Annotated in this window: 16 protein-coding genes and 1 pseudogene; 9 read left to right on the plus strand and 8 right to left on the minus strand. The window is 42.2% G+C overall.

All coding sequences use genetic code 11. The annotated features are described in order from the left end of the window. The first annotated feature begins 69 nt into the window (after positions 1–69). Positions 70–2,685 (plus strand): phosphoenolpyruvate synthase, encoded by a 2,616-nt coding sequence (gene ppsA / locus DOT_RS00920; protein WP_009612903.1) that lies wholly within the window; start codon positions 70–72, stop codon positions 2,683–2,685. Positions 2,686–3,011: 326 nt separating this feature from the next. On the opposite strand, the gene DOT_RS00925 is transcribed toward ppsA, so the two are convergent. From DOT_RS00925 to DOT_RS00955, 7 genes and pseudogenes are all read right to left on the minus strand, one after another. Next, a complete protein-coding gene (locus DOT_RS00925) occupies positions 3,012–3,566 on the minus strand; it encodes a hypothetical protein (RefSeq protein WP_009612904.1) in 555 nt (184 codons plus the stop codon). Positions 3,567–4,100: 534 nt separating this feature from the next. After that, entirely contained in the window at positions 4,101–5,348 is a 1,248-nt protein-coding gene (locus DOT_RS00930; protein WP_009612905.1) for a DUF4153 domain-containing protein, read from the minus strand. Between the two features lie 23 nt (positions 5,349–5,371). After that, complete coding sequence (locus tag DOT_RS00935; protein WP_009612906.1) at positions 5,372–5,581, minus strand: helix-turn-helix transcriptional regulator; 210 nt, start codon at positions 5,579–5,581, stop codon at positions 5,372–5,374. A gap of 10 nt (positions 5,582–5,591) precedes the next feature. Beyond that, positions 5,592–6,064 (minus strand): annotated as a pseudogene (locus tag DOT_RS00940) (DUF2975 domain-containing protein). A 438-nt stretch (positions 6,065–6,502) separates the two neighbouring features. Continuing rightward, positions 6,503–6,913, minus strand: a complete 411-nt coding sequence (locus DOT_RS00945; RefSeq protein ID WP_009612909.1) for a helix-turn-helix domain-containing protein — start codon at positions 6,911–6,913, stop codon at positions 6,503–6,505. Between the two features lie 157 nt (positions 6,914–7,070). Beyond that, positions 7,071–7,922, minus strand: coding sequence for an AraC family transcriptional regulator (locus DOT_RS00950; RefSeq protein ID WP_009612910.1), 852 nt, complete (start codon positions 7,920–7,922; stop codon positions 7,071–7,073). A gap of 736 nt (positions 7,923–8,658) precedes the next feature. Further along, the gene (locus tag DOT_RS00955; RefSeq protein WP_009612911.1) at positions 8,659–9,225 is read right to left on the minus strand and encodes a helix-turn-helix transcriptional regulator; all 567 of its coding nucleotides are present in this window, start codon (positions 9,223–9,225) and stop codon (positions 8,659–8,661) included. Between the two features lie 158 nt (positions 9,226–9,383). On the opposite strand from DOT_RS00955, the gene DOT_RS00960 reads away from it, so the two are divergent. From DOT_RS00960 to DOT_RS00990, 7 genes are all read left to right on the plus strand, one after another. Next, entirely contained in the window at positions 9,384–9,584 is a 201-nt protein-coding gene (locus DOT_RS00960) for a helix-turn-helix transcriptional regulator (protein ID WP_009612912.1), read from the plus strand. 247 nt (positions 9,585–9,831) lie between these two features. After that, positions 9,832–10,011, plus strand: a complete 180-nt coding sequence (locus DOT_RS00965; RefSeq protein ID WP_009612913.1) for an aspartyl-phosphate phosphatase Spo0E family protein — start codon at positions 9,832–9,834, stop codon at positions 10,009–10,011. 409 nt (positions 10,012–10,420) lie between these two features. Continuing rightward, a complete protein-coding gene (locus DOT_RS00970) occupies positions 10,421–11,329 on the plus strand; it encodes a hypothetical protein (RefSeq protein ID WP_009612915.1) in 909 nt (302 codons plus the stop codon). 25 nt (positions 11,330–11,354) lie between these two features. Beyond that, on the plus strand, positions 11,355–12,314 hold the full coding sequence (locus DOT_RS00975) for a U32 family peptidase (RefSeq protein WP_009612916.1): 960 nt from the start codon (positions 11,355–11,357) through the stop codon (positions 12,312–12,314). Between the two features lie 380 nt (positions 12,315–12,694). Beyond that, positions 12,695–14,827, plus strand: a complete 2,133-nt coding sequence (locus tag DOT_RS00980) for a DUF3160 domain-containing protein (protein WP_192807791.1) — start codon at positions 12,695–12,697, stop codon at positions 14,825–14,827. Further along, positions 14,821–15,453 carry a hypothetical protein gene (locus DOT_RS00985; protein WP_242833735.1) on the plus strand — a complete coding sequence of 211 codons (633 nt, stop codon included), beginning with the start codon at positions 14,821–14,823 and terminating at the stop codon, positions 15,451–15,453. Before DOT_RS00980 ends, DOT_RS00985 begins: the two co-directional genes overlap by 7 nt. Before the next feature lies 1 nt (position 15,454). Further along, the gene (locus DOT_RS00990) at positions 15,455–16,222 is read left to right on the plus strand and encodes an NRDE family protein (RefSeq protein ID WP_009612919.1); all 768 of its coding nucleotides are present in this window, start codon (positions 15,455–15,457) and stop codon (positions 16,220–16,222) included. On the opposite strand, the gene DOT_RS00995 is transcribed toward DOT_RS00990, so the two are convergent. After that, positions 16,209–17,117, minus strand: coding sequence for a LysR family transcriptional regulator (locus DOT_RS00995; protein WP_009612920.1), 909 nt, complete (start codon positions 17,115–17,117; stop codon positions 16,209–16,211). The genes DOT_RS00990 and DOT_RS00995 overlap by 14 nt on opposite strands. A 118-nt stretch (positions 17,118–17,235) precedes the next feature. On the opposite strand from DOT_RS00995, the gene DOT_RS01000 reads away from it, so the two are divergent. After that, positions 17,236–18,516: an amino acid permease gene (locus DOT_RS01000; RefSeq protein ID WP_009612921.1), complete on the plus strand. Its 1,281-nt coding sequence runs from the start codon at positions 17,236–17,238 to the stop codon at positions 18,514–18,516. Positions 18,517–18,640 lie beyond the last annotated feature (124 nt).

Genomic DNA, 18,640 nt, shown 5'->3' on the forward strand with positions numbered 1-18,640 from the left:
GGAATTAATATGATTCCAGAAACAAAAACTAAATGCAGAAAAAGCAGCCTTAGAGGAGGAGGGAAACGTATGAGTTCCATTGTGCTTGGTTTTCAGGATATTGATAAAACAAAACTCATGGTTGTTGGGGGTAAAGGCGCGAACTTGGGGGAACTTTCCAAGATTGAAGGAATACGCGTACCAGATGGCTTTTGTATTTCTACCGAAGCCTTTAAAAGAATCATTGAGGAAACGTCGTTGATTAGCGAATTACTTGATCAGTTATCACTTCTAAAGGTGGAAGACAGGGATAAAATCGGTGAACTTAGCGGTGAGATTCGCAGGGTCATCGAAGGGATAGCCATCCCTCAAGACATTAATGAAGAGATCACCCGCCTCCTCTCCAGGTTTGATGAAAAAAATGCCTATGCAGTACGATCCAGCGCAACTGCAGAGGATTTACCGACGGCCTCCTTTGCAGGCCAGCAGGATACGTATTTGAACATTATCGGAAAGGAGGAAATCCTAAAGCATATCAGCAAATGTTGGGCTTCCCTATTTACGGATCGTGCGGTAATCTACCGAATGCAAAACAGATTTGACCACAGCCAAGTTTATTTATCCGTTATCGTTCAAAGGATGGTTTTCCCACAGGCTTCAGGGATTTTATTTACCGCTGATCCGATTACTTCTAACCGAAAGCTGCTAGCAATCGATGCCAGTTTTGGACTTGGAGAAGCACTGGTCTCTGGCTTGGTATCTGCCGATTGTTATAAAGTACAGGAAGAGGAAATCGTCGATAAGATGATAGCAACCAAAAAATTGGCTATCTATGGACTAAAAGAAGGTGGAACAGAGACACAGCAGATCGATCCTGATCAGCAAAAGACTCAAACACTTACTGAACAACAAATTTTACAACTAGCACGCATAGGAAGACAGATAGAAGCTTATTTTGGTTGCCCACAAGATATCGAATGGTGTTTGGTTGATGATACATTTTATATTGTCCAGAGTCGGCCAATCACTACTTTATACCCGATCCCTGAAGCGAACGATGAAGAAAATCACGTTTACGTATCTGTCGGTCATCAACAAATGATGACCGATCCCTTGAAACCATTGGGAATGTCAATATTTCAGTTAACATCTTTTGGACCCAGGTTTAAATCTGGTGGAAGATTGTTCGTTGATGTTACTCATATGCTGGCTTCCCCTGACAGCAGAAAAACGCTATTAGATAATATGGAACAACACGATCCGCTCATGAAAGACGCACTTATGACCATAATAGAGCGAGGAGATTTTATAAAACCGTTACCAAATGATAAGAAAGAACAGAGTCCCAATAAAAGCAACAAAGGTATATCGTCTTCGGGGCCTCAAGCAAAAATCGAAAATGATCCGACTATCGTTACTGAATTGATTAAGAGTAGCCAAACATCAATAGAAGAGTTAAAACATAACATCCAAAGGGCATCAGGATCGGATTTATTTGATTTTATTCTGGAAGATATCCAGATATTAAAGAAGATTTTATTTGACCCACAAAGTTTTGCTGTGTTTATGGCTGCTATAGATGCTAGCGTCTGGATCAATGAAAATATGAACAAGTGGTTAGGTGAAAAAAACGTAGCAGACACGCTTTCTCAATCTGTACCAAACAATATTACTTCGGAGATGGGTCTGGACTTATTGGATGTCGCAGATGTGATTCGTCCTTATCCGGAAGTCATTGATTATTTACAACATGTAAACGATGATAACTTTTTGGAGAAACTGGTTAAGTTTGAGGGTGGACAAGAAATCCAAGACGCTATCTATGCTTATCTCAACAAATACGGAATGCGCTGTGCCGGTGAAATCGATATTACGAAAACGCGTTGGAGCGAAAAACCAACGACACTTGTCTCCTTGATACTCAGTAATATCAAAAACTTTGAACCTGATGCCGGACATCGGAAATTTGAGCAAGGGCGGCGTCTTGCTTTGCAAAAAGAACATGAGTTATTAGAGCGATTGAATCAATTACCGGATGGTGAACAAAAAGCCAAAGAAACAAAACAAATGATCGACCTCATCCGGAATTTCATCGGTTATCGTGAATATCCAAAATACGGCATAGTTAATCGATACTTCGTTTATAAGCAGGCTTTACTGAAAGAAGCCGAACAACTTGTACAAGTGGGCGTTATTCATGAAAAGGAAGATATCTACTATCTCACGTTTGAAGAGCTTCACGAAGTCGTACGCACAAATAAACTGGATTACCAGATAATCGGCAAACGAAAAGACGAGTACAAATTATATAAAAAACTAACTCCGCCACGGGTTATCACGTCTGATGGTGAAATCATTACAGGTAAGTACAAACGAGAAAATCTTCCAGCGGTCGCGCTTGTCGGTCTACCCGTTTCTTCCGGAGTTATCGAGGGACGAGCACGTGTCATCTTAAACATGGAAAATGCTAATCTAGAAGCTGGAGATATATTAGTCACCTCCTTTACGGACCCTAGTTGGACACCATTGTTTGTATCCATAAAAGGCCTAGTCACCGAAGTTGGAGGACTGATGACCCATGGAGCAGTTATCGCACGTGAATATGGCTTACCAGCAGTTGTCGGAGTAGAAAATGCTACCAAACTGATAAAAGATGGGCAACAAATTCGCGTGCATGGAACAGAAGGGTACATCGAAGTATTGTAATTGCTGAATACGTCCAGATTTAATTAGTATGATTACTGGGACTTTTACTGGGCAAATCCGATAGAACGAACAAATTTTGTTAAACTGCAAATACTGGCCACTGTGGGGCTGAAGCCTACCACCACAGCCTCATTAGTTAACGACTATCGGAGCATTTTACTGTTGTGGGATTAAAAGTGAAAACAACAAGCCACCGGTCAGAGTAAAACGGTGGCTTGTAATAGTCCTATGGCTCTGATAAATTGAAACAGCAGGGTTGAAACGAGTGGCGACAACAGTATTTGAGTTCTTGTAAGGCTCACCGCTAGATAGGTTATTTACATCCCTTAAGTAGTTGATAATTCTCGCTTACCTTCGCTTAATAATTCCTTATGTTGCTTATATTTGAGGAATCCACCTACTCCTAGAAGCTCAGCATATTGAGCAAATTTCAAAAATCCTAAATTAGTCCAAATATAGCCGAAATTATTAAACGATCCACCAGCTAGGAACTGTACATTCATAAACGTTGCTATAAGAGCAAACCAGAATATTCGAAATCCTAGCAGCATTGATAGACCCACTAAAATTTCAAAAATCACTACTAAGGTATCAGTCACTCCCGGCATACCCAGAAAGATATTTTGTGCAATCCAAGAAAATCCTTTGTTAATGTAGAGTGGGTCAAAACTAGAGACGTTTGGCCCTGCTATGTTAGTAACGAGACTTTCAATTTTCCCAGCCGAATTAAGTTTACCATCAGAGAACCAAACTAATTTGTGCGATGCAGATTCTACCCATGCCCATCCATAAATTAGTCTTGCTACAGTGAAGATGATCACTAAAAAAGCCACTTTCCGATCTTTAAAATGTGTTTTTACAGCTTCAAAATACGATGCCATAAAATCCCCTCCTCTAATATTGTTATGGATTTTTTCTGTCATAAGGTTAAATTTAAAGAGAATACAAGTTTATTTATAAACAAGTGTTGACTAGTACACTTGTTAAATATTGGTGACTCTGTAATTATAAAGTAAGTCTCCTCGGATTCCACAGTAAAATGTTTTGTATACAAGGGAAAGGATAAAACAATCTAATAATTATAATAATTATAATATGAATAGTATTATAAGTAAATAGTGATTAAACAAAAAACAATAAATAAGATATTTAAGAAGTGATGGTGTAATATGGGCTAAGGGAACTAAGCCCCTGCCGCCCATGAAATAGAAGAGGCCTTTGGAAAAAAGGATAATTAACGCCAATAGTGGTAGCGAGGCGTCATTTGTCAGAACCAATCAGAGCATAATTGTCAACCAATATTTAGCCCCTAATACCAGAACGGCCTTAGGGGCTATCACTTATGACCCAATGAGGTGGTTATAATGCCTGAAAATAGAAGTCAATGTAACAACCAGCATTCAGTAACTTGAATTTTACTTGAAAGCAAAAATTATCGGAAAGAAAATGGTAACCATCAGCGCCCAAAGTGAATAAATCGGCAAATATCGCGTAACCGCAGCCTCAATCATCTCCACTTTAACTTTACCCAATAGAAACCGGAAATAATTAACCGTAATTCTTATTAAGTGGACAAACACAATAAGATTCATACCTAAAACGGCCAACCGGTTTGGAGTTATGCCATAAGAAGTTACCCTGAACAAAATAGCCGATAATGCCACGCAGTCAATCACTATCGCAACGGTTAACAAGGCGAAGATTATTCGATCATTAAAAACTATTTTTGAGCGAGTCTCTCTTCCTGCGACGGAAAAAATCGTGATCGCTAAGACTAAGAGCAGCATTAAGTTAAAAGTTAATAAGAACTCTCTATCGGTATAAGGATTCTTCTGCGTTACGATGATTGTAGCTAAATAGACACCCAAGGTTATTAAAACTAAAGGACTAAAAACCTTTGCTAAATAAGGCGCAATGTTTTTGGTTATGCCCCTGGCTTTCGCTAAATAAGTGCCGACGAAGGGTGAAGCAGCAACTCCATATATCACAATGTTGTTTGTATAAAAATGTTCTATATTGACTTGAATTGCCTTAAATAAACCAATGGTCAAAGCGGTTAAAAAGACACCGCAAATGAGTAATAGACCCGTACTAATTAAAAGCTCACCATTGTACTTCAGATATTCCAATACTTTTCCCGGCTGCAGGCGATAGTCTCCCATAAAAGAGATTGCCACTAAGGACCATAAGAAATAGAGCAAATGCAGATTAGCCAAAATGATACTGTCTGAGTTTTTTACAGGTAGAAAGTTCAGGTAAATCAAGGCTGCCAGGTAGGATAGGCAAAGTAACAGAATAAACTTTTTCGAAGGGCGGTTCTTTAAAAGAAAATAAAAGGAAAGCAAAGGGAAAACAGAAAAACCAATATTTGCCGGATTAATTAATTCTTTTTCAATGGATGGAAACAAAAACCTGGCAATTGTTCCGGCCAGCAACGAAATGACAATGACTAACAGAAGGTCTTTCCACTTAGTATCAGCTTCCATCTTTTCATTCCTTGACAGATCAAAATACAGCCTTTCATGCCAAACTTTCAGGATGGTTAGATTCTGATTTTCATTAAATACCTCGGGGAAGGCTCTAATAAATTTCTCGGGTTCCTGCCGATAAAGCCTTTCCAACTCGGCTGGCTGTTTAAGGTTTTCAAAAATGAGATTTTTCATAATTCCCTATTCCCTCCAATAATTTAATGGTTTTTGCTGTATTCAAGAATATCACCCGGTTGACATTCTAAAGCCTTACAGATAGCCTCTAAAGTCGATAATCTAACCGCCTTGGCTTTTCCGGTTTTTAAGACAGAAAGATTAGCTATTGTAATCCCAACCCTCTCGGAAAGTTCTGTGAGGCTCATTTTCCTTTTGGCCAACATCACATCAAGATTGACAATAATCGCCATATTACTCGCCTCAAACCGTCAGATCATTTTCGGATTTAATATCAATAGCATCTTTTAATAGCTTTTCAAGAACAGCAGCAAAAACGGCAATTACAGTTGGAGCAAAAGTAATGACCAATCCGAGTAATATGAGACCAGGGGCATCGTCTTTCTCTCCCACGAGATAAAAGAACGGCATGTCTATAAAATACAATAGACTGATTGAGATTGCACAGTATTTTATAGTCTTTAAAGCCTTTATCGATAATTCCGAGAAAGCTATGTTCTTGTCAATATAGCTTAAAAGTTTAAAAGCCTGATACAGAGCACCGTAAAAGGGAATGCCGCTACATACATACCGATCATAACGGGATACACCCAATACACCGGATAATGCTCGGCTGCTTCAAGCGCAATCGATGGCAACCCAAATAGACACAACGCAAGAACCGGAATTCCCAGAAGAAGAACAACGACCTTTAAAAACAGTGTTTCTCGTTTCATAAAAATCACCTCACTATTTGCTGAGTTGATTGTAATGTATTATTTATCGATTTTCAATAATTTATTATTGATATTTAGTATTTTATTATTGCAATACAATAATATTATTTAACGCATTTGTTTGTTGTCCCCAAAAAACAAAACCAAGTCTCAGACTTGGCTTAATGGTACTCTATCGATCAGTAATTATTGATGATTTCCGGTTGCACTAGATCGGCAGGTAGCTGAATGATCTCATGGTCCTTCACAAGACATGTAGCACTGAATTGGGTATTGAGTAAGTTTACAGTTCTTTGGAGGTTAGAGAAGCTAAGCTCGATTAAATGTTCGCTTACGAGTTTAAATTGTTCAAGTGAAAACTCATCGAACAACTTGCTTCATGGATGCGATGAAATCTGTGCAATTTCTGAAAGAATATTTCCTAAATTCCTGCAGGGTTTAAACCATTAGTTGGTTCGTCTCTTGTCCGGTCGTATTTCGGCCTTTCGTCATTCGGCTTCCTCCTGTCTGTATTCGGAAATCCTTATGACGATTATACCCCTTCAGCCAATGCTCAAGCACCCTTTTATCCCTGACCCCGTATCTCTCACAGATCTCCCATTTCGACCCTTTTCCTGCCAGATAATCCAGAACAGCTGAGAGCTTGGTCTCTTTTGTATATCTTTTGTTGTGTTCCTTCGGCAGAAATCCTGATGGTCCGTCTGTTTTGTATCGAAAGAGCCACTTCCTGAATGTCTCTTCAGATACGCCTGCTTCCTGATATGCTGATGTATATCCCATTTTCCCCGAGAGATACAATTCAACTATTCGTGTCATCTCTTCTACTGGTATTTTTCTCTGTTGTGACATAATAACCCCCAGACTGTACAGTTTTTTATTTCACTGTCCTGTCTGGGGGTAGCATACCAAGGATAGAAGTTCTCACACCAACGCATTTTGTTTTTGCGCACTGAAGAGCGGAATGAGGGTAGAGGAAATGACGATTTTAAAAATTTATACAAAATAATTACTTCTTAACCGGAACCCAATACTCACATCTGTAATTTGGAGAGTGTTTATTACCTTCAGGATAAACCTCAAGCCCTGGTGTGCAACAATCATGCTGATATCCTGTAGCTGGGAACCACTCTGAATATATCCTTCGGATTATATCCACTAAAGCTTCAGGCAGTGCTCCAACTGATTCAAATACAGCCCAGGTTGCAGCAGGTATAGTTGCCGAAACATATCCTTTCGGAAGGGTATCTTTGATTTCCTCAACTCCAATTATATAATTAAAGTCATCTTTACCGAAATCCTTAAATACACCAAGGACACCAAGCTTGCCTGCCTTTGAGCTGATCCACTGGTATGAACCATCCTTCACGCAATCGTCCCAGAATTTAGCCCCCTGTATAAAGTTTTCTCCGTCCACTAAACTTATCCTTCTTTGTTTACCTACTACTGTGAAGCTTCCTTTATCAACAATCTTATAATTCATATCTTTATCTCCTTTTATTGAAATGTGAAAGGAGAGTTTTGGATATGCCTTGAGATTTGCTCCCAGCTCGCGCGCAGCCGAAGGGCATATTCCATGCATTTTTCCAAAAGCTTTGGTGAAGGCTTCGGGCGTTTCATAGCCATACCTATATGCTACATCGATGATCTTTTTACCGGATAAAATATCCTGCGCAGCGAGTGTAAGCCTTCTTCTACGCACATATTCAGCTATAGTAACACCGGTTATCATATGGTACATACGCTGAAAGTGAAACGGGGATGACAAGGCAATTTTCGCCACCTTCTCAATATCCAACTTTTCAGTAAGGTTAGCCTCTAGATATTCTACTGCCCTGTTCATTGCGTCAAGCCAATCCATAAAGCCCCTCCTTTATTTCTATATTAAATGGTTTCTACTTACTTTTCCTGTCTTTAAATGCGTCCTGATGACAGGTTTGAATTATATAGTTTTATCTAATTTCTCGCAGCAAAGTCGATTACTCGCTCTTGCGCCAGCTTCTATGGTTCATATCCCTTCGCTGGAGTAATCCGGATGCTCTTGATTTCTGTGGCTTCCTGTGCTTTATAGGGCGCACCTACAACATGCGCTGGAAATGAGAACTACAAGCCCAGGATTACATTTGGGAATTGTTACCCACACGGCAGGACAACACGGCGCATGTAATGAAACACTTGAAGAAGTGAAGAGGGGTCTTACTCCTACTTATCTACATTGCAGATAAGATACCGGAAATGACCGAATTCAGGTTTCAGAGCATAATTGTCAACCAATATTTAGCCCCTAATACCAGAACGGCATTAGGGGCTGTCACTTTTAAATAATGTATTATACTTTTTTTGCGGGTTTCAGAGCTTATTTTTAGTTATATAGAGCGCAATTTGTTTGAGATATTGATTGAAGTCTTCAAGATTGTCATGAATAATATTATAGACTAAATCTGGAGAAATTTGACGTTTTCCACCATCCCTAAGATCATTATACCAGTATTTACCTTTACTTAACAGATATGGTCAGTAAAACCTTCTCTTTATTTCTGTTTGAGGTTTTGAGGTCTTGCGTTTCAAGGCCTAAAATGCAGTGACGTCTACGCTCCCTAATTGTCTTTACGGTATTTATTAAGAATGAACTCTTTGAATTCTTCAAGGGATTTTTTCGCTTCTTCTGGAAGATTCTCCATTGGGTCGTCTGAAGGGTGGGCAGCTGAAGTAGTGTAACCTTGTTGGCTTTCAAGTAGATAAGGTCTTGGGTCAGTGATTCGCCCGAGTAGAAAGTCAAGAGAACAATTGAGGCTTTCTGCCAAAACGTTTAAAGTCGAGGGGTCGGGATATTTTTCACCTGTTTCAAATTGAGATACGTCGGTTGGAGATATGTTAAGATTTTCAGCTAATTGGTTTAGTGAAATACTATTTAGTTCACGAATCATCTTTAGCCTGCTTGGAAAATTATTTTCTGCAATGACAGAATGTTCAGTCCGTCCTAATAAGAAATCAGTAGAGACTTTAAAATAATCCGCAATTCTTTGTAGAGTATCATAATCAGGTTTTCGCCTATCGACTTCATACTGTGCATATGTACTTCGGGACATACAAAGTATTTTTGCTAGTTCCTCTTGTGTGAGTTCGAGTTTATTTCTTAGATATAGTAGCCTTTTCCCTAACATTACAAACATACCTCCTCTCCAATATAGTATAGTCGCAATAAGCGACATTTAAAATAAGTGTTGCAAATCTCAACAAAAACATTGACAGTCGCGAACTGCGACTGTATTATTAAGGTAAATTCAAGTCGCGTTATGCAACGAAATAAAGGGGGGGAAATGTGGCTGAATTTGGCAAGACGAGGCTGTGGCTAATAAAATATCGGGGAGATTTAACACAGCAACAAGTTGCAAATAAAGCAGGAATAAGTAGATCATATTATGCAGAAATAGAGTCAGGCAACAAAAACCCTGGTGTTAAAACTGCTAAAAGACTTAGCAGCGTTTTAATGTTTGATTGGACTATTTTTTATAAATCATGAGAATTATGTATCAAAGTGAAGGTTCTCATAATATTGAACTAAAAACTCATCTAAACTAACCGAGTATAGGTTGAACTGGAGTTAATGATGAAGAACGCAAAAAATATTGGAGGAGGGCTGTCCTAAGCTCTACCCCTATTTGTTTATTCTTCTTTCAACTATAAGACATAATATAGAGTCCTCGGTATTGCCGGGGATTTAATTTTTGGGCGCACTAATCCCCAAATAAAAATTAACGGAGGATAGTATGTCTGAGATCAACGAATTAATAAAGCGAATTGAAGAATTACGTCTGAACATGATTAAGACAAAAGAGGGAAGAGCCTATACGGATCCGGTAGTTGTAGCTGCAAGTCAAGAGTTGGATGATGTTTTAGACAGGTATCAAGAGATGCTAATGAAAAAAGCGGTTCCAACAAATGCTTAATAATAGCCGATGAACTACATCTGAACAGACACTGGGTAAGAGAAAATTTACAATTAGCAATAGGTTCAACAGTTTAAACTCTGCTGAACCTATTGCTAGTTTATGAGAAGCAAAAGAGGAGCTCTCTTTCAGGGAAAGCTATTGCCGGGGGAAGAGGCTCAAGATGTTATGGTAAAGTGTGTCAAACAAAAAGGAATCGAGTTTTGTGGTGAATGGGAATAATTTCTCTGTAAAGAGGGTTCCTGCAGATTACCGATATAATAGGCAAAAAAAAGGGTAAGCGCGACCTGATGAAAATTATCAGATCGCGCTTACCCTTTTTTTGCCTTACGTGCCGACAGATCAACCTAAAGGAACGCCTATCAGGCCTGAGCATAGACTATTATGGCAATGTATGGAGGTGACGGTGATGGAATGGGCACTGTCAATCCCCCGGGGGCAGGCGTTAGCGTGTATAGACGAGCCGTGGGATGCCAAGGGGACCGGTCCTGGTTTTCTGGCGGATGTCAGAGAGGTATGTGAGGGGCGGTTTGGTTCAATAAAGTTTACCAGGATGTATTTTGGTCAGGAGTTTTGTGAAAAAGCACTCCCGAGCCAAAAGGAACTAGATGAGGCCTTGGCTTTGGCCGAGCAGCTGGGGATGAACTTTACTTTGGTCACACCTTATGTGACTGAAACGGGACTTGAAGCAGTTAAGGTTTTACTCCAGCAGCTGATGCAGGTGCAACCACGAGCGGAGGTCGTAGTTAATGATTGGGGTGTACTTCAGACCATAGCTGATGATTGCCCAACATTAACCCCTGTATTAGGTCGTTTACTTAATAAACTGTTGAGAGATCCTAGAATAATGACTCAGCGCAAGGAGCCAGAAGAGGAGGCGTTGGTGCGTTTCCGCACGTGTAGCTTAGCAGGGACACCTATGCAGGTCTTACTTGATCAGTATAAAGTCCGGCGAATTGAACTGGATCTTTCTCCACAAGGGCTAGATAATCATCTGACGGATTGGGGATATCGATTGTCTCTTTATCTGCCTTATGCCGTCATAATGACTGGACGAATTTGTTTGCTTCATTCCTGGGGGCTTGAAGAACACCAGAAGTTTAAGCCGTTTTCCGGCGGATGTGACCGCAAGTGCCGCTTCTACTGGCTGAAAATGTCCGATCCCAGTCACCAGGTGAGGAAAAGTAAGGACTGGGTAATCTTGCAAAAGGGAAATACCATTTTCTACCGGGAGCAAAAGGAGTTTCTGAAAGAGGGATTAGACAAAGCGACAAGGGTTGGTATTTCGCGTTTGGTTATCCAACGGGAACCGATATAGGGTAAAGAACTGAGGTGACTATACGATGAAGATTTTGGTCCCGGTTAATTCGGTACACGAGGCTGAGACTCTAGTAAACCTAGGGGCAGAGGAGCTTTATTGTGGTTTAAGTCCTGAAGCTTGGCGCAAAAGCCAAGGACAAGAATTTTGGTTAAATCGTCGAGAACTCGGAAAAGCCAATGTGGGGAGTCTAGAAGAATTAAAAGAGTTAGTGGTTGTCGCCCATAGAGCGGGCTCACAGGTATTTCTTACGTTGAATCAGCCGGGATATGCCCCGGAACTTTACACGGATATTCTTACGACAGTTCGTCAGGCTCAGGAATATTGCGGCGTTGATGCCTTTATAGTGGCAGATCCGGGGCTTATTCGTTTGCTGAAAGAAGCCTTGCCTGCTGTAGTTATTCATGTTAGCAGCTTAGCTGCAGTCTTGAACAGTGCCGCGGTCTCTTTTTTTAGTCAGCTGGGTGTAAAACGGATAATTTTCCCTCGTTATGTTCAGATAGAAACGATGAAATCTATTATTGAGCGGGGCGGAGATCATCTCGAGTATGAAGCCTTTATTCTAAATGATGGCTGCGTTTTTGAAGAAGGATACTGCCATGTCAGTCATGCCTTTGGAGGGGCATTTTGCCATAACCCAGCTTGGGTCTATAAGCCAATTAAGATCAAGGAAGAAGGGAACGCCGATCAAAAATGCCCAAGGGAGAGGCTGCTTCGAGTTAATAAGGAAACGTTTGGGGAGCACATGGACGAATATCGGCGCTGGCTTTGGATCGGAATAAAAAATCGGGGTGAGATGCCTGGCCCAAAGGGATACCCTTTAGGGATGTGTGGGCTATGTGCTTTGACTCAATTAAAAGAAATCGGTGTTGAATCTCTAAAAATTGTCGGTCGTGAGGCCCCCTTAAAAAAAAGGCAGCAAGTGTCAAGCTTGTTAAGGAAATGCTGGATTTTATCGCAGCGGGTCATTCTCCTGAAGAGGTAAGGCTGAAGGCTAAATCGGTCAAGGGAGTTAAAGGTTTGTGTGAAAGTGGGTATATGTGTTACTACCGGTGAACTGGCAAATTATGATGGTTCTGCGCCAATCAGTATTGTTTTACTCTTGCCACCAGAACATATAAGAACAAGGTGTTTCGCGTGTTGAGCGCGGAGCACCTTGTTTTAACAGCGTGGGCTGCCTCCTGCTGTACGGTATTCGATTAAGACCAGTTATTTAATACAAAAATCATTCTGTTTGGAAGGATTTATCAAAACAGTGCAGAACTAGGTTGTTAATATTGAAAGGCAGAAAGACTTATCTCTTAATTCAAGAAGGGAGCTGTTAAATTGAAAGTCAGAAGATCTAGCACTGTTCTGTGCATTTCTATGGTTATTGTACTACTGGCAAGTCTCACAGGTTGTCAATCTTCTTCCCCAGATGCTCTGCCGCAACAGACTGCTGTACCCCTCGGCTCGTTGGCGCGGTCGAGCGCTGCTTTTGCGCCGTATAACGAGATCCCGCTTAGCATCAAGCCGTCGGTAAAGCGCTACCAGATCGCGGCTGATCTGCAGAACATCACGAACAGAGATCGCTATAAATTCTCTCCCCAAGCAGAAAACATCTTGAGTAAAAATGGTTTTGTCGTGGTCCCAGGTCCCTACCGTGAGTTTTTCAGTAGCTACGAAAACAATCGTTATGATTCAACTCCCAACTTCATCACAACCGACGCTATGCTGCACAATTATCATCTGTATTTTGATCACCTGCTGCGGACGTTGGAGAAAGACAAACTGCGCGGTGAGTTGAATACCTTGACTGGATTGATGTTAACTGAAAGTCAAAAACAGTACAAGGCCCTTAAGGGAACGGATTGGGAAGACGCAGCGACACGCAACGTGGCTTATTTTGCCGTGGCTGCCCGGCTGCTTGATCCAAAGGCTGATGTTCCTTCCTACGTGAGCAAGGAGGTAGATAACGAACTTCAGCTTATTACGGATCACCAAGAAATTTTTATACCGTCGCCGGTCATGAATATCGGAAATTCTAACATTGGTTTAGCAGAAGCCTTAAAAGAAGACTATACCCAGTATAATCCTCGCGGGCATTATGCCAAATCAGATGAGCTGAAGACCTATTTCCAGGCTATGATGTGGTACGGGCGAATGACCTTCCGTGCCAAGAACGAGGATGAAACGAAGTCAGCTGCCCTAGTTACCCTGTTACTCAGCCGCCAACAGGTTTATGATCACTGGAACAACATTTTTGAGCCGACTAATTTCTTCGTCGGGAAGAGCGACGACCTCGGTTTTAGTCAATATTACGAGCTTTTAATGAAAACCTATGGCGAGATAATTGACCTGAATGAACTGACTGGGAATGTGGATAAATGGAAGGCTTTTGGTGATGGACTTGCCAAACTGGAGTCTCCGGCAATCAACTCGATGCCTATCTTTGACAAGACTCTCCAACCTGACCGCGACAAGGAAATAAAGGGTTTTCGTTTTATGGGCCAGCGATTTACCGTTGACGCTGCAGTTTTCCAGAACCTCGTGTATCGGGAAGTTGAGGAGAACAACAAAGGGCAGCGTCGAATGCTGCCGAAAGGTCTAGATATCCCTGCTTCTATGGGTTCTCAAGAAGCTTATGCTATCCTGGATGTTCTGGGTGAGACCGGGTACGAGAAGTACCCTGAGAATATGAAGAAGATCCAGAGTCATTTCGCTACGTCGGATAGTGCAGCCTGGACACAAAACCTGTATTGGTCCTGGCTGCACACCTTGGCACCCCTGACAGAACCAAAAGGCGATGGGTATCCAGCGTTCATGAACAACCAGGCCTGGACACGCAAGCAATTGGAGACCTTTCTTGGAAGCTGGACTGAGCTCAAGCATGATACCATCCTCTATGCCAAGCAGGTCTATGCTGAATGTGGTGGGGGAGAGATACCGCTTGATGATCGGGGCTATGTTGAACCTAACCCGGTGGTTTATGCGCGCCTGGCCGCACTGACGAGGATGACCATTGAAGGTCTAAACACCAGAGGCTTACTGAATGAAAGCGATCAGACTTCCCTCGAACGGTTGGAGGAATTGGCTTTAAAACTCAATAATATTGCGGATAAAGAATTGACCAACCAGCTCCTCGACGACCAGGACTACGAGCTGATCCGGGGCTTTGGCGGGCAGTTGGAGCATTTTTGGCTTGAAGCGTTGCGTGACGAGGGCGTTGATCATCCTTCGGCCATCGAGGAGAATTCTGCCGCCCTGATTGCCGATGTGGCAACGGATCCCAACGGACAGGTACTTGAGGAGGCCACTGGGTTTGTCAGTGATATCTATGCGGTAGTTCCTGTGGAAGGTAAGCTGCGTATTGCTAAGGGAGCGGTCTACTCCTACTACGAGTTTCCTTGGCCTGCTAGCGATCGACTGACCGACCAGAAGTGGAAGGAAATGCTGGAGAGCGTCGAGAAGGTTGATCAACCATCCTGGATGCAGGCGTATTCAGTACCAGCGTGGTAAACAGAATGGGGCTCTGTTGCGGGGTTATTTTTGTGCTCTTGGCCGTTTTCGGGTCGTTTCCAGCAACAAGAGGGTCCGGCTTCCAAGTTCATGCTGTGGGTGACCTGGATGGTGACGGGATTACAGAGGCATACAACTTAGACGATCACTGCCTTACTATTAGGGAAGGAGACCAGGAGCTTTGGCGGTCACCCAATGACTGGCGCATTGACAACTTTGCCTTGGGTGATGCCGACAATGATGGGACGATCAACATGGTGATAACCTTGTGGAAAAAAGGCAGTTTTGGATCGGTCAAACCTTTCTGGCTGACCAGTGAGGATGACGACTACAAAAACCACCTTTTTGTTTACCGATTAATGGACAAGGCCATGAAGCAGGTTTGGTGTTCGTCCGACCTGGATCGCCCCATAATCTCTTTTATGATTGAGGATTACGATGGTGACGGTCTGAATGAGTTAGTTGTCAAGGAAGGGCAGTACCAGAAGATAGATGAAGAACATTACATCCTAGATACAAAGGCCCTAGTCCGAACTACTGTCTGGCGGTGGGACGAATGGGGGTTTAGTTTATCCTATAGCAGGATGATGGGAACTCGTCCCTCAGCTTCAGAAAGGGGAATGTAATATGTGTTTGGTTACTTTGGCGTACGAATGTCATCCGAACTATCGCTTAGTATTGGCCGCAAATAGAGATGAGTATTATGAACGGCCTACAGAAGCAGCCCATTTCTGGACGTCGTGCCCTTCAGTTTTAGCCGGTAGAGATTTGGAAATGTTAGGAACTTGGATGGGAATTACGAGCACAGGCCGTTTGGCAGCTTTAACGAACTATCGTGATCCTTCTTCACAGATCCTGAGTGCAAAATCCCGTGGGTTTTTAGTTAGTAACTTCCTATGTAATACGGAATCACCCAAGGAGTATATGTTAGAGGTTGTCAATAACCGGACTTTCTACAACGGCTTTAACCTATTAGTTGGTGATTTAAAAAGTCTCGTATACTTCAATAAACTTTCAGCTTCAGCAGAAGTACTTAAACCAGGAATTTATGGTCTTAGCAATCATTTTTTAAATACGCCTTGGCCAAAAGTTCAAAAAAGCAAAGAAGCCTTGGCGAATTATCTGGCAAAGCAGCCATTTTTGAAACCGCACAGTCTCTTTGAGATTTTAGCGGATATTGAACAGGCTCAGGATCGCGACTTGCCTGAAACTGGGCTAAGTCAAGAGCGAGAAAGACTGTTATCCTCTATATTTATCCCTGGGACTGATTATGGAACAAGATCTTCCACGGTTATCCTAATAGATCGTCATAATCATGTGATTTTTACGGAAAGAAGTTTTATTAAAAGTCAGGAACATTTATCCGAAGTTAGTTATGAGTTTAATCTAATATAGCTTCCGGCCACTGTGCTGCATGCAATTCAACAAGAGACAAGAATTCACGAAGCGCTGGGGAGAGCCACTTTTTTCTGTGATATACGACTTGCGTAGTAAGACGTTGTGGTCGCTCATCCCAAGCTAATAGTTTAAGTTTGCCTTCTTGTACTTCTTTTTCCACAGTGATCAGGGGAAGAAAAGAAAGGCCAAGCCCGGACATTACACAATTTTTAATAGCTTCAATGCTCCAAAACTCAAGACAAGGATTGGGGAAAATTCCGTGGCTGTTGAGCTGTTGTTCAAATAAAACACGATAGCTGCAGCCATGTTCCGTGTGAAGTATGGTCTCATCTTTTAAATGCTCAGGTTCGACATGAGCATAATTAACAAGCGGATGATCTGGTGGCGCTATGAGTGCCATTTTTTCCTGGACAAGAGTTTTAATGTAGAGATCCCGATCTTTGATCTCCGGTTGGAGAAGGAAGGCCAGATCTAGATCCCCTGTACGGATAAGGTCAGGAAATTCCCAGCACACACCGGGCTTCAATATGATTTTGACTTCCGGGAATTTGTTTCTGAATTCACGAATAATCCTAGGCAAACGAAAGGCAGCCAAGGATTCAGGAGCCCCAATCATCAGTGTTCCAGCAAACGAAATCTCTGATCGGAGTGCATCTTTAGCCAAAGTATGCATTCTAGTGATCTCCTGGGCGTACGGGAGAAGGCGTTCTCCCGGATCAGTTAGAGAAATCGTTTTACCGAGCCTGTTAAACAAAGGAAATCCAAGCTCAGATTCCAGGGCTTGGATTTGGGCGGTTACACTGGACTGAGCATAACCGAGCTTAGTGGCGGCGCGCGTAAAACTACCAGTCTCGACTACGACAATAAACGTATTTAAATTCCGTAATTCCATTCCCAATTTCCCCTCTTATTATCGGATATATCGATCAATGCAATCGAAATCTTCCGTTTTTCTGATAGCATAATTATCTGATACAATTAGGGAAAATACAAGGACTGGAGAGAGAATGATGAATCATCACAATGAATTGAAAAGAACCATTGGTTTACCGCAGGCCATAGCCCTATATATCGGAGCTGTGTTAGGTTCCGGCGTACTTATTGTGCCTGGTATTGCAGCAGAGATCTCAGGTCCAGCTTCTTTGTTGGCCTGGGGTCTCATGACCTTGCTAGTAATCCCTCTAGCCCTGTCCATGGGATTACTATCTGCTAAGTATCCGAACGCGGGTGGTGTTTCCTATTTTGTTACACAGGCTTTCGGAGCTAAGGCTGGATCACTTGTGGGTTGGTTTTTCCTAATGTCCGTACCCATCGGCGCTCCCGTGGTTGCCTTGACAGGGGCAGGTTATATGACGGCAGCTATGGGATGGGGTAACGGTCTCCGGGTAGCACTGGCGGCAGGGATGCTTGTCGTTGGGTTATTGATCAATCTTATCGGCATGAAGGTAGCAGGGCAAGTGCAAATTGTTGTTGAAGTGGTCATCATTGCGGTGTTAGTGATCGCCATTATTGGGGCTATGCCTTATATCAAATCCGCAAATTTTAGACCGTTTATGCCTCATGGTTGGATGAGTGTTGGTCAGACAGCAGCAATTCTTTTCTGGTGTTTTATTGGCTGGGAAGCTGTTTCCCATTTATCAGAAGAATTTCTCGACCCACAAAGAGCAGCGATAAAAGGAGTACTCATAACAGCTGTGATCATTGGTCTGCTTTATTTTCTAACGGCTTTTGTCACTGTTGGAACACATAGTTACCAGGAATCTGGCTCGGACGTTTCACTTGTACTACTGATCAGGAAACTGTTTGGAGAAACGGGAGCAATGATTGCCGGCTTAACCAGTGTCTTTATTTGCACGGCAACCATTATCGCTTATGTGGGTGCAGCTTCACGTCTGGCCTTTGCTTTGGCAAGACAGGGAGATGCTCCCCGCCAGATGGGTATTTTATCTAAACGATACAGCACACCAATCGGAGGATTAGGCTTTCTTACCTTCTGTTTTATAGTCGTGCTATCTCTGTATTATAGCGGATCAGTGTCCCTGACTACCCTCATTCAACTACCCAATGCGACGTTTATTTTAACCTATCTAGGTGGTTGTGCAGCAGGAATACGACTGCTCAAAGGGAGCGTTTGGGGAGTCGGTATTTGTTGGTTGTCTTTTCTTTCAACGATTATTGTTTTCCCGTTTGTTGGTTGGGCGGTTCTTTATCCGCTTGTCATCACAGCAGGGTTTTGGATAAGCAGGCAAATAAGAAGTAGAACCCAGTATTTTCGAAATATCTCTGAGTAACTACATTATCCCAAGTCCTCGAAGATATCTTTGCTTTGCTCTGACACTCAAATACATTTGCAACTTAACAAAGACCGATCACAAATGAGGTGATCGGTCTTTGTTGGTCATTGTTCAATGAAAG

The organism is Desulfosporosinus sp. OT, from assembly GCF_000224515.1.
GTDB lineage: Bacteria > Bacillota > Desulfitobacteriia > Desulfitobacteriales > Desulfitobacteriaceae > Desulfosporosinus.

Excerpts from the sequence above, each read along its gene's own strand:
- DOT_RS00990 (WP_009612919.1), top strand. The coding sequence starts at position 15,455 with ATGTGTTTGGTTACTTTGGCGTACGAATGTCATCCGAACTATCGCTTA.
- DOT_RS00965 (WP_009612913.1), top strand. The coding sequence starts at position 9,832 with ATGTCTGAGATCAACGAATTAATAAAGCGAATTGAAGAATTACGTCTG.
- DOT_RS00945 (WP_009612909.1), bottom strand. The coding sequence starts at position 6,913 with ATGTCACAACAGAGAAAAATACCAGTAGAAGAGATGACACGAATAGTT.
- DOT_RS00975 (WP_009612916.1), top strand. The coding sequence starts at position 11,355 with ATGAAGATTTTGGTCCCGGTTAATTCGGTACACGAGGCTGAGACTCTA.
- DOT_RS00925 (WP_009612904.1), bottom strand. The coding sequence starts at position 3,566 with ATGGCATCGTATTTTGAAGCTGTAAAAACACATTTTAAAGATCGGAAA.
- DOT_RS00995 (WP_009612920.1), bottom strand. The coding sequence starts at position 17,117 with ATGGAATTACGGAATTTAAATACGTTTATTGTCGTAGTCGAGACTGGT.
- DOT_RS00980 (WP_192807791.1), top strand. The coding sequence starts at position 12,695 with ATGGTTATTGTACTACTGGCAAGTCTCACAGGTTGTCAATCTTCTTCC.
- DOT_RS00950 (WP_009612910.1), bottom strand. The coding sequence starts at position 7,922 with ATGGATTGGCTTGACGCAATGAACAGGGCAGTAGAATATCTAGAGGCT.
- ppsA (WP_009612903.1), top strand. The coding sequence starts at position 70 with ATGAGTTCCATTGTGCTTGGTTTTCAGGATATTGATAAAACAAAACTC.
- DOT_RS00970 (WP_009612915.1), top strand. The coding sequence starts at position 10,421 with ATGGAATGGGCACTGTCAATCCCCCGGGGGCAGGCGTTAGCGTGTATA.
- DOT_RS01000 (WP_009612921.1), top strand. The coding sequence starts at position 17,236 with ATGAATCATCACAATGAATTGAAAAGAACCATTGGTTTACCGCAGGCC.
- DOT_RS00930 (WP_009612905.1), bottom strand. The coding sequence starts at position 5,348 with ATGAAAAATCTCATTTTTGAAAACCTTAAACAGCCAGCCGAGTTGGAA.
- DOT_RS00955 (WP_009612911.1), bottom strand. The coding sequence starts at position 9,225 with ATGTTAGGGAAAAGGCTACTATATCTAAGAAATAAACTCGAACTCACA.
- DOT_RS00935 (WP_009612906.1), bottom strand. The coding sequence starts at position 5,581 with ATGGCGATTATTGTCAATCTTGATGTGATGTTGGCCAAAAGGAAAATG.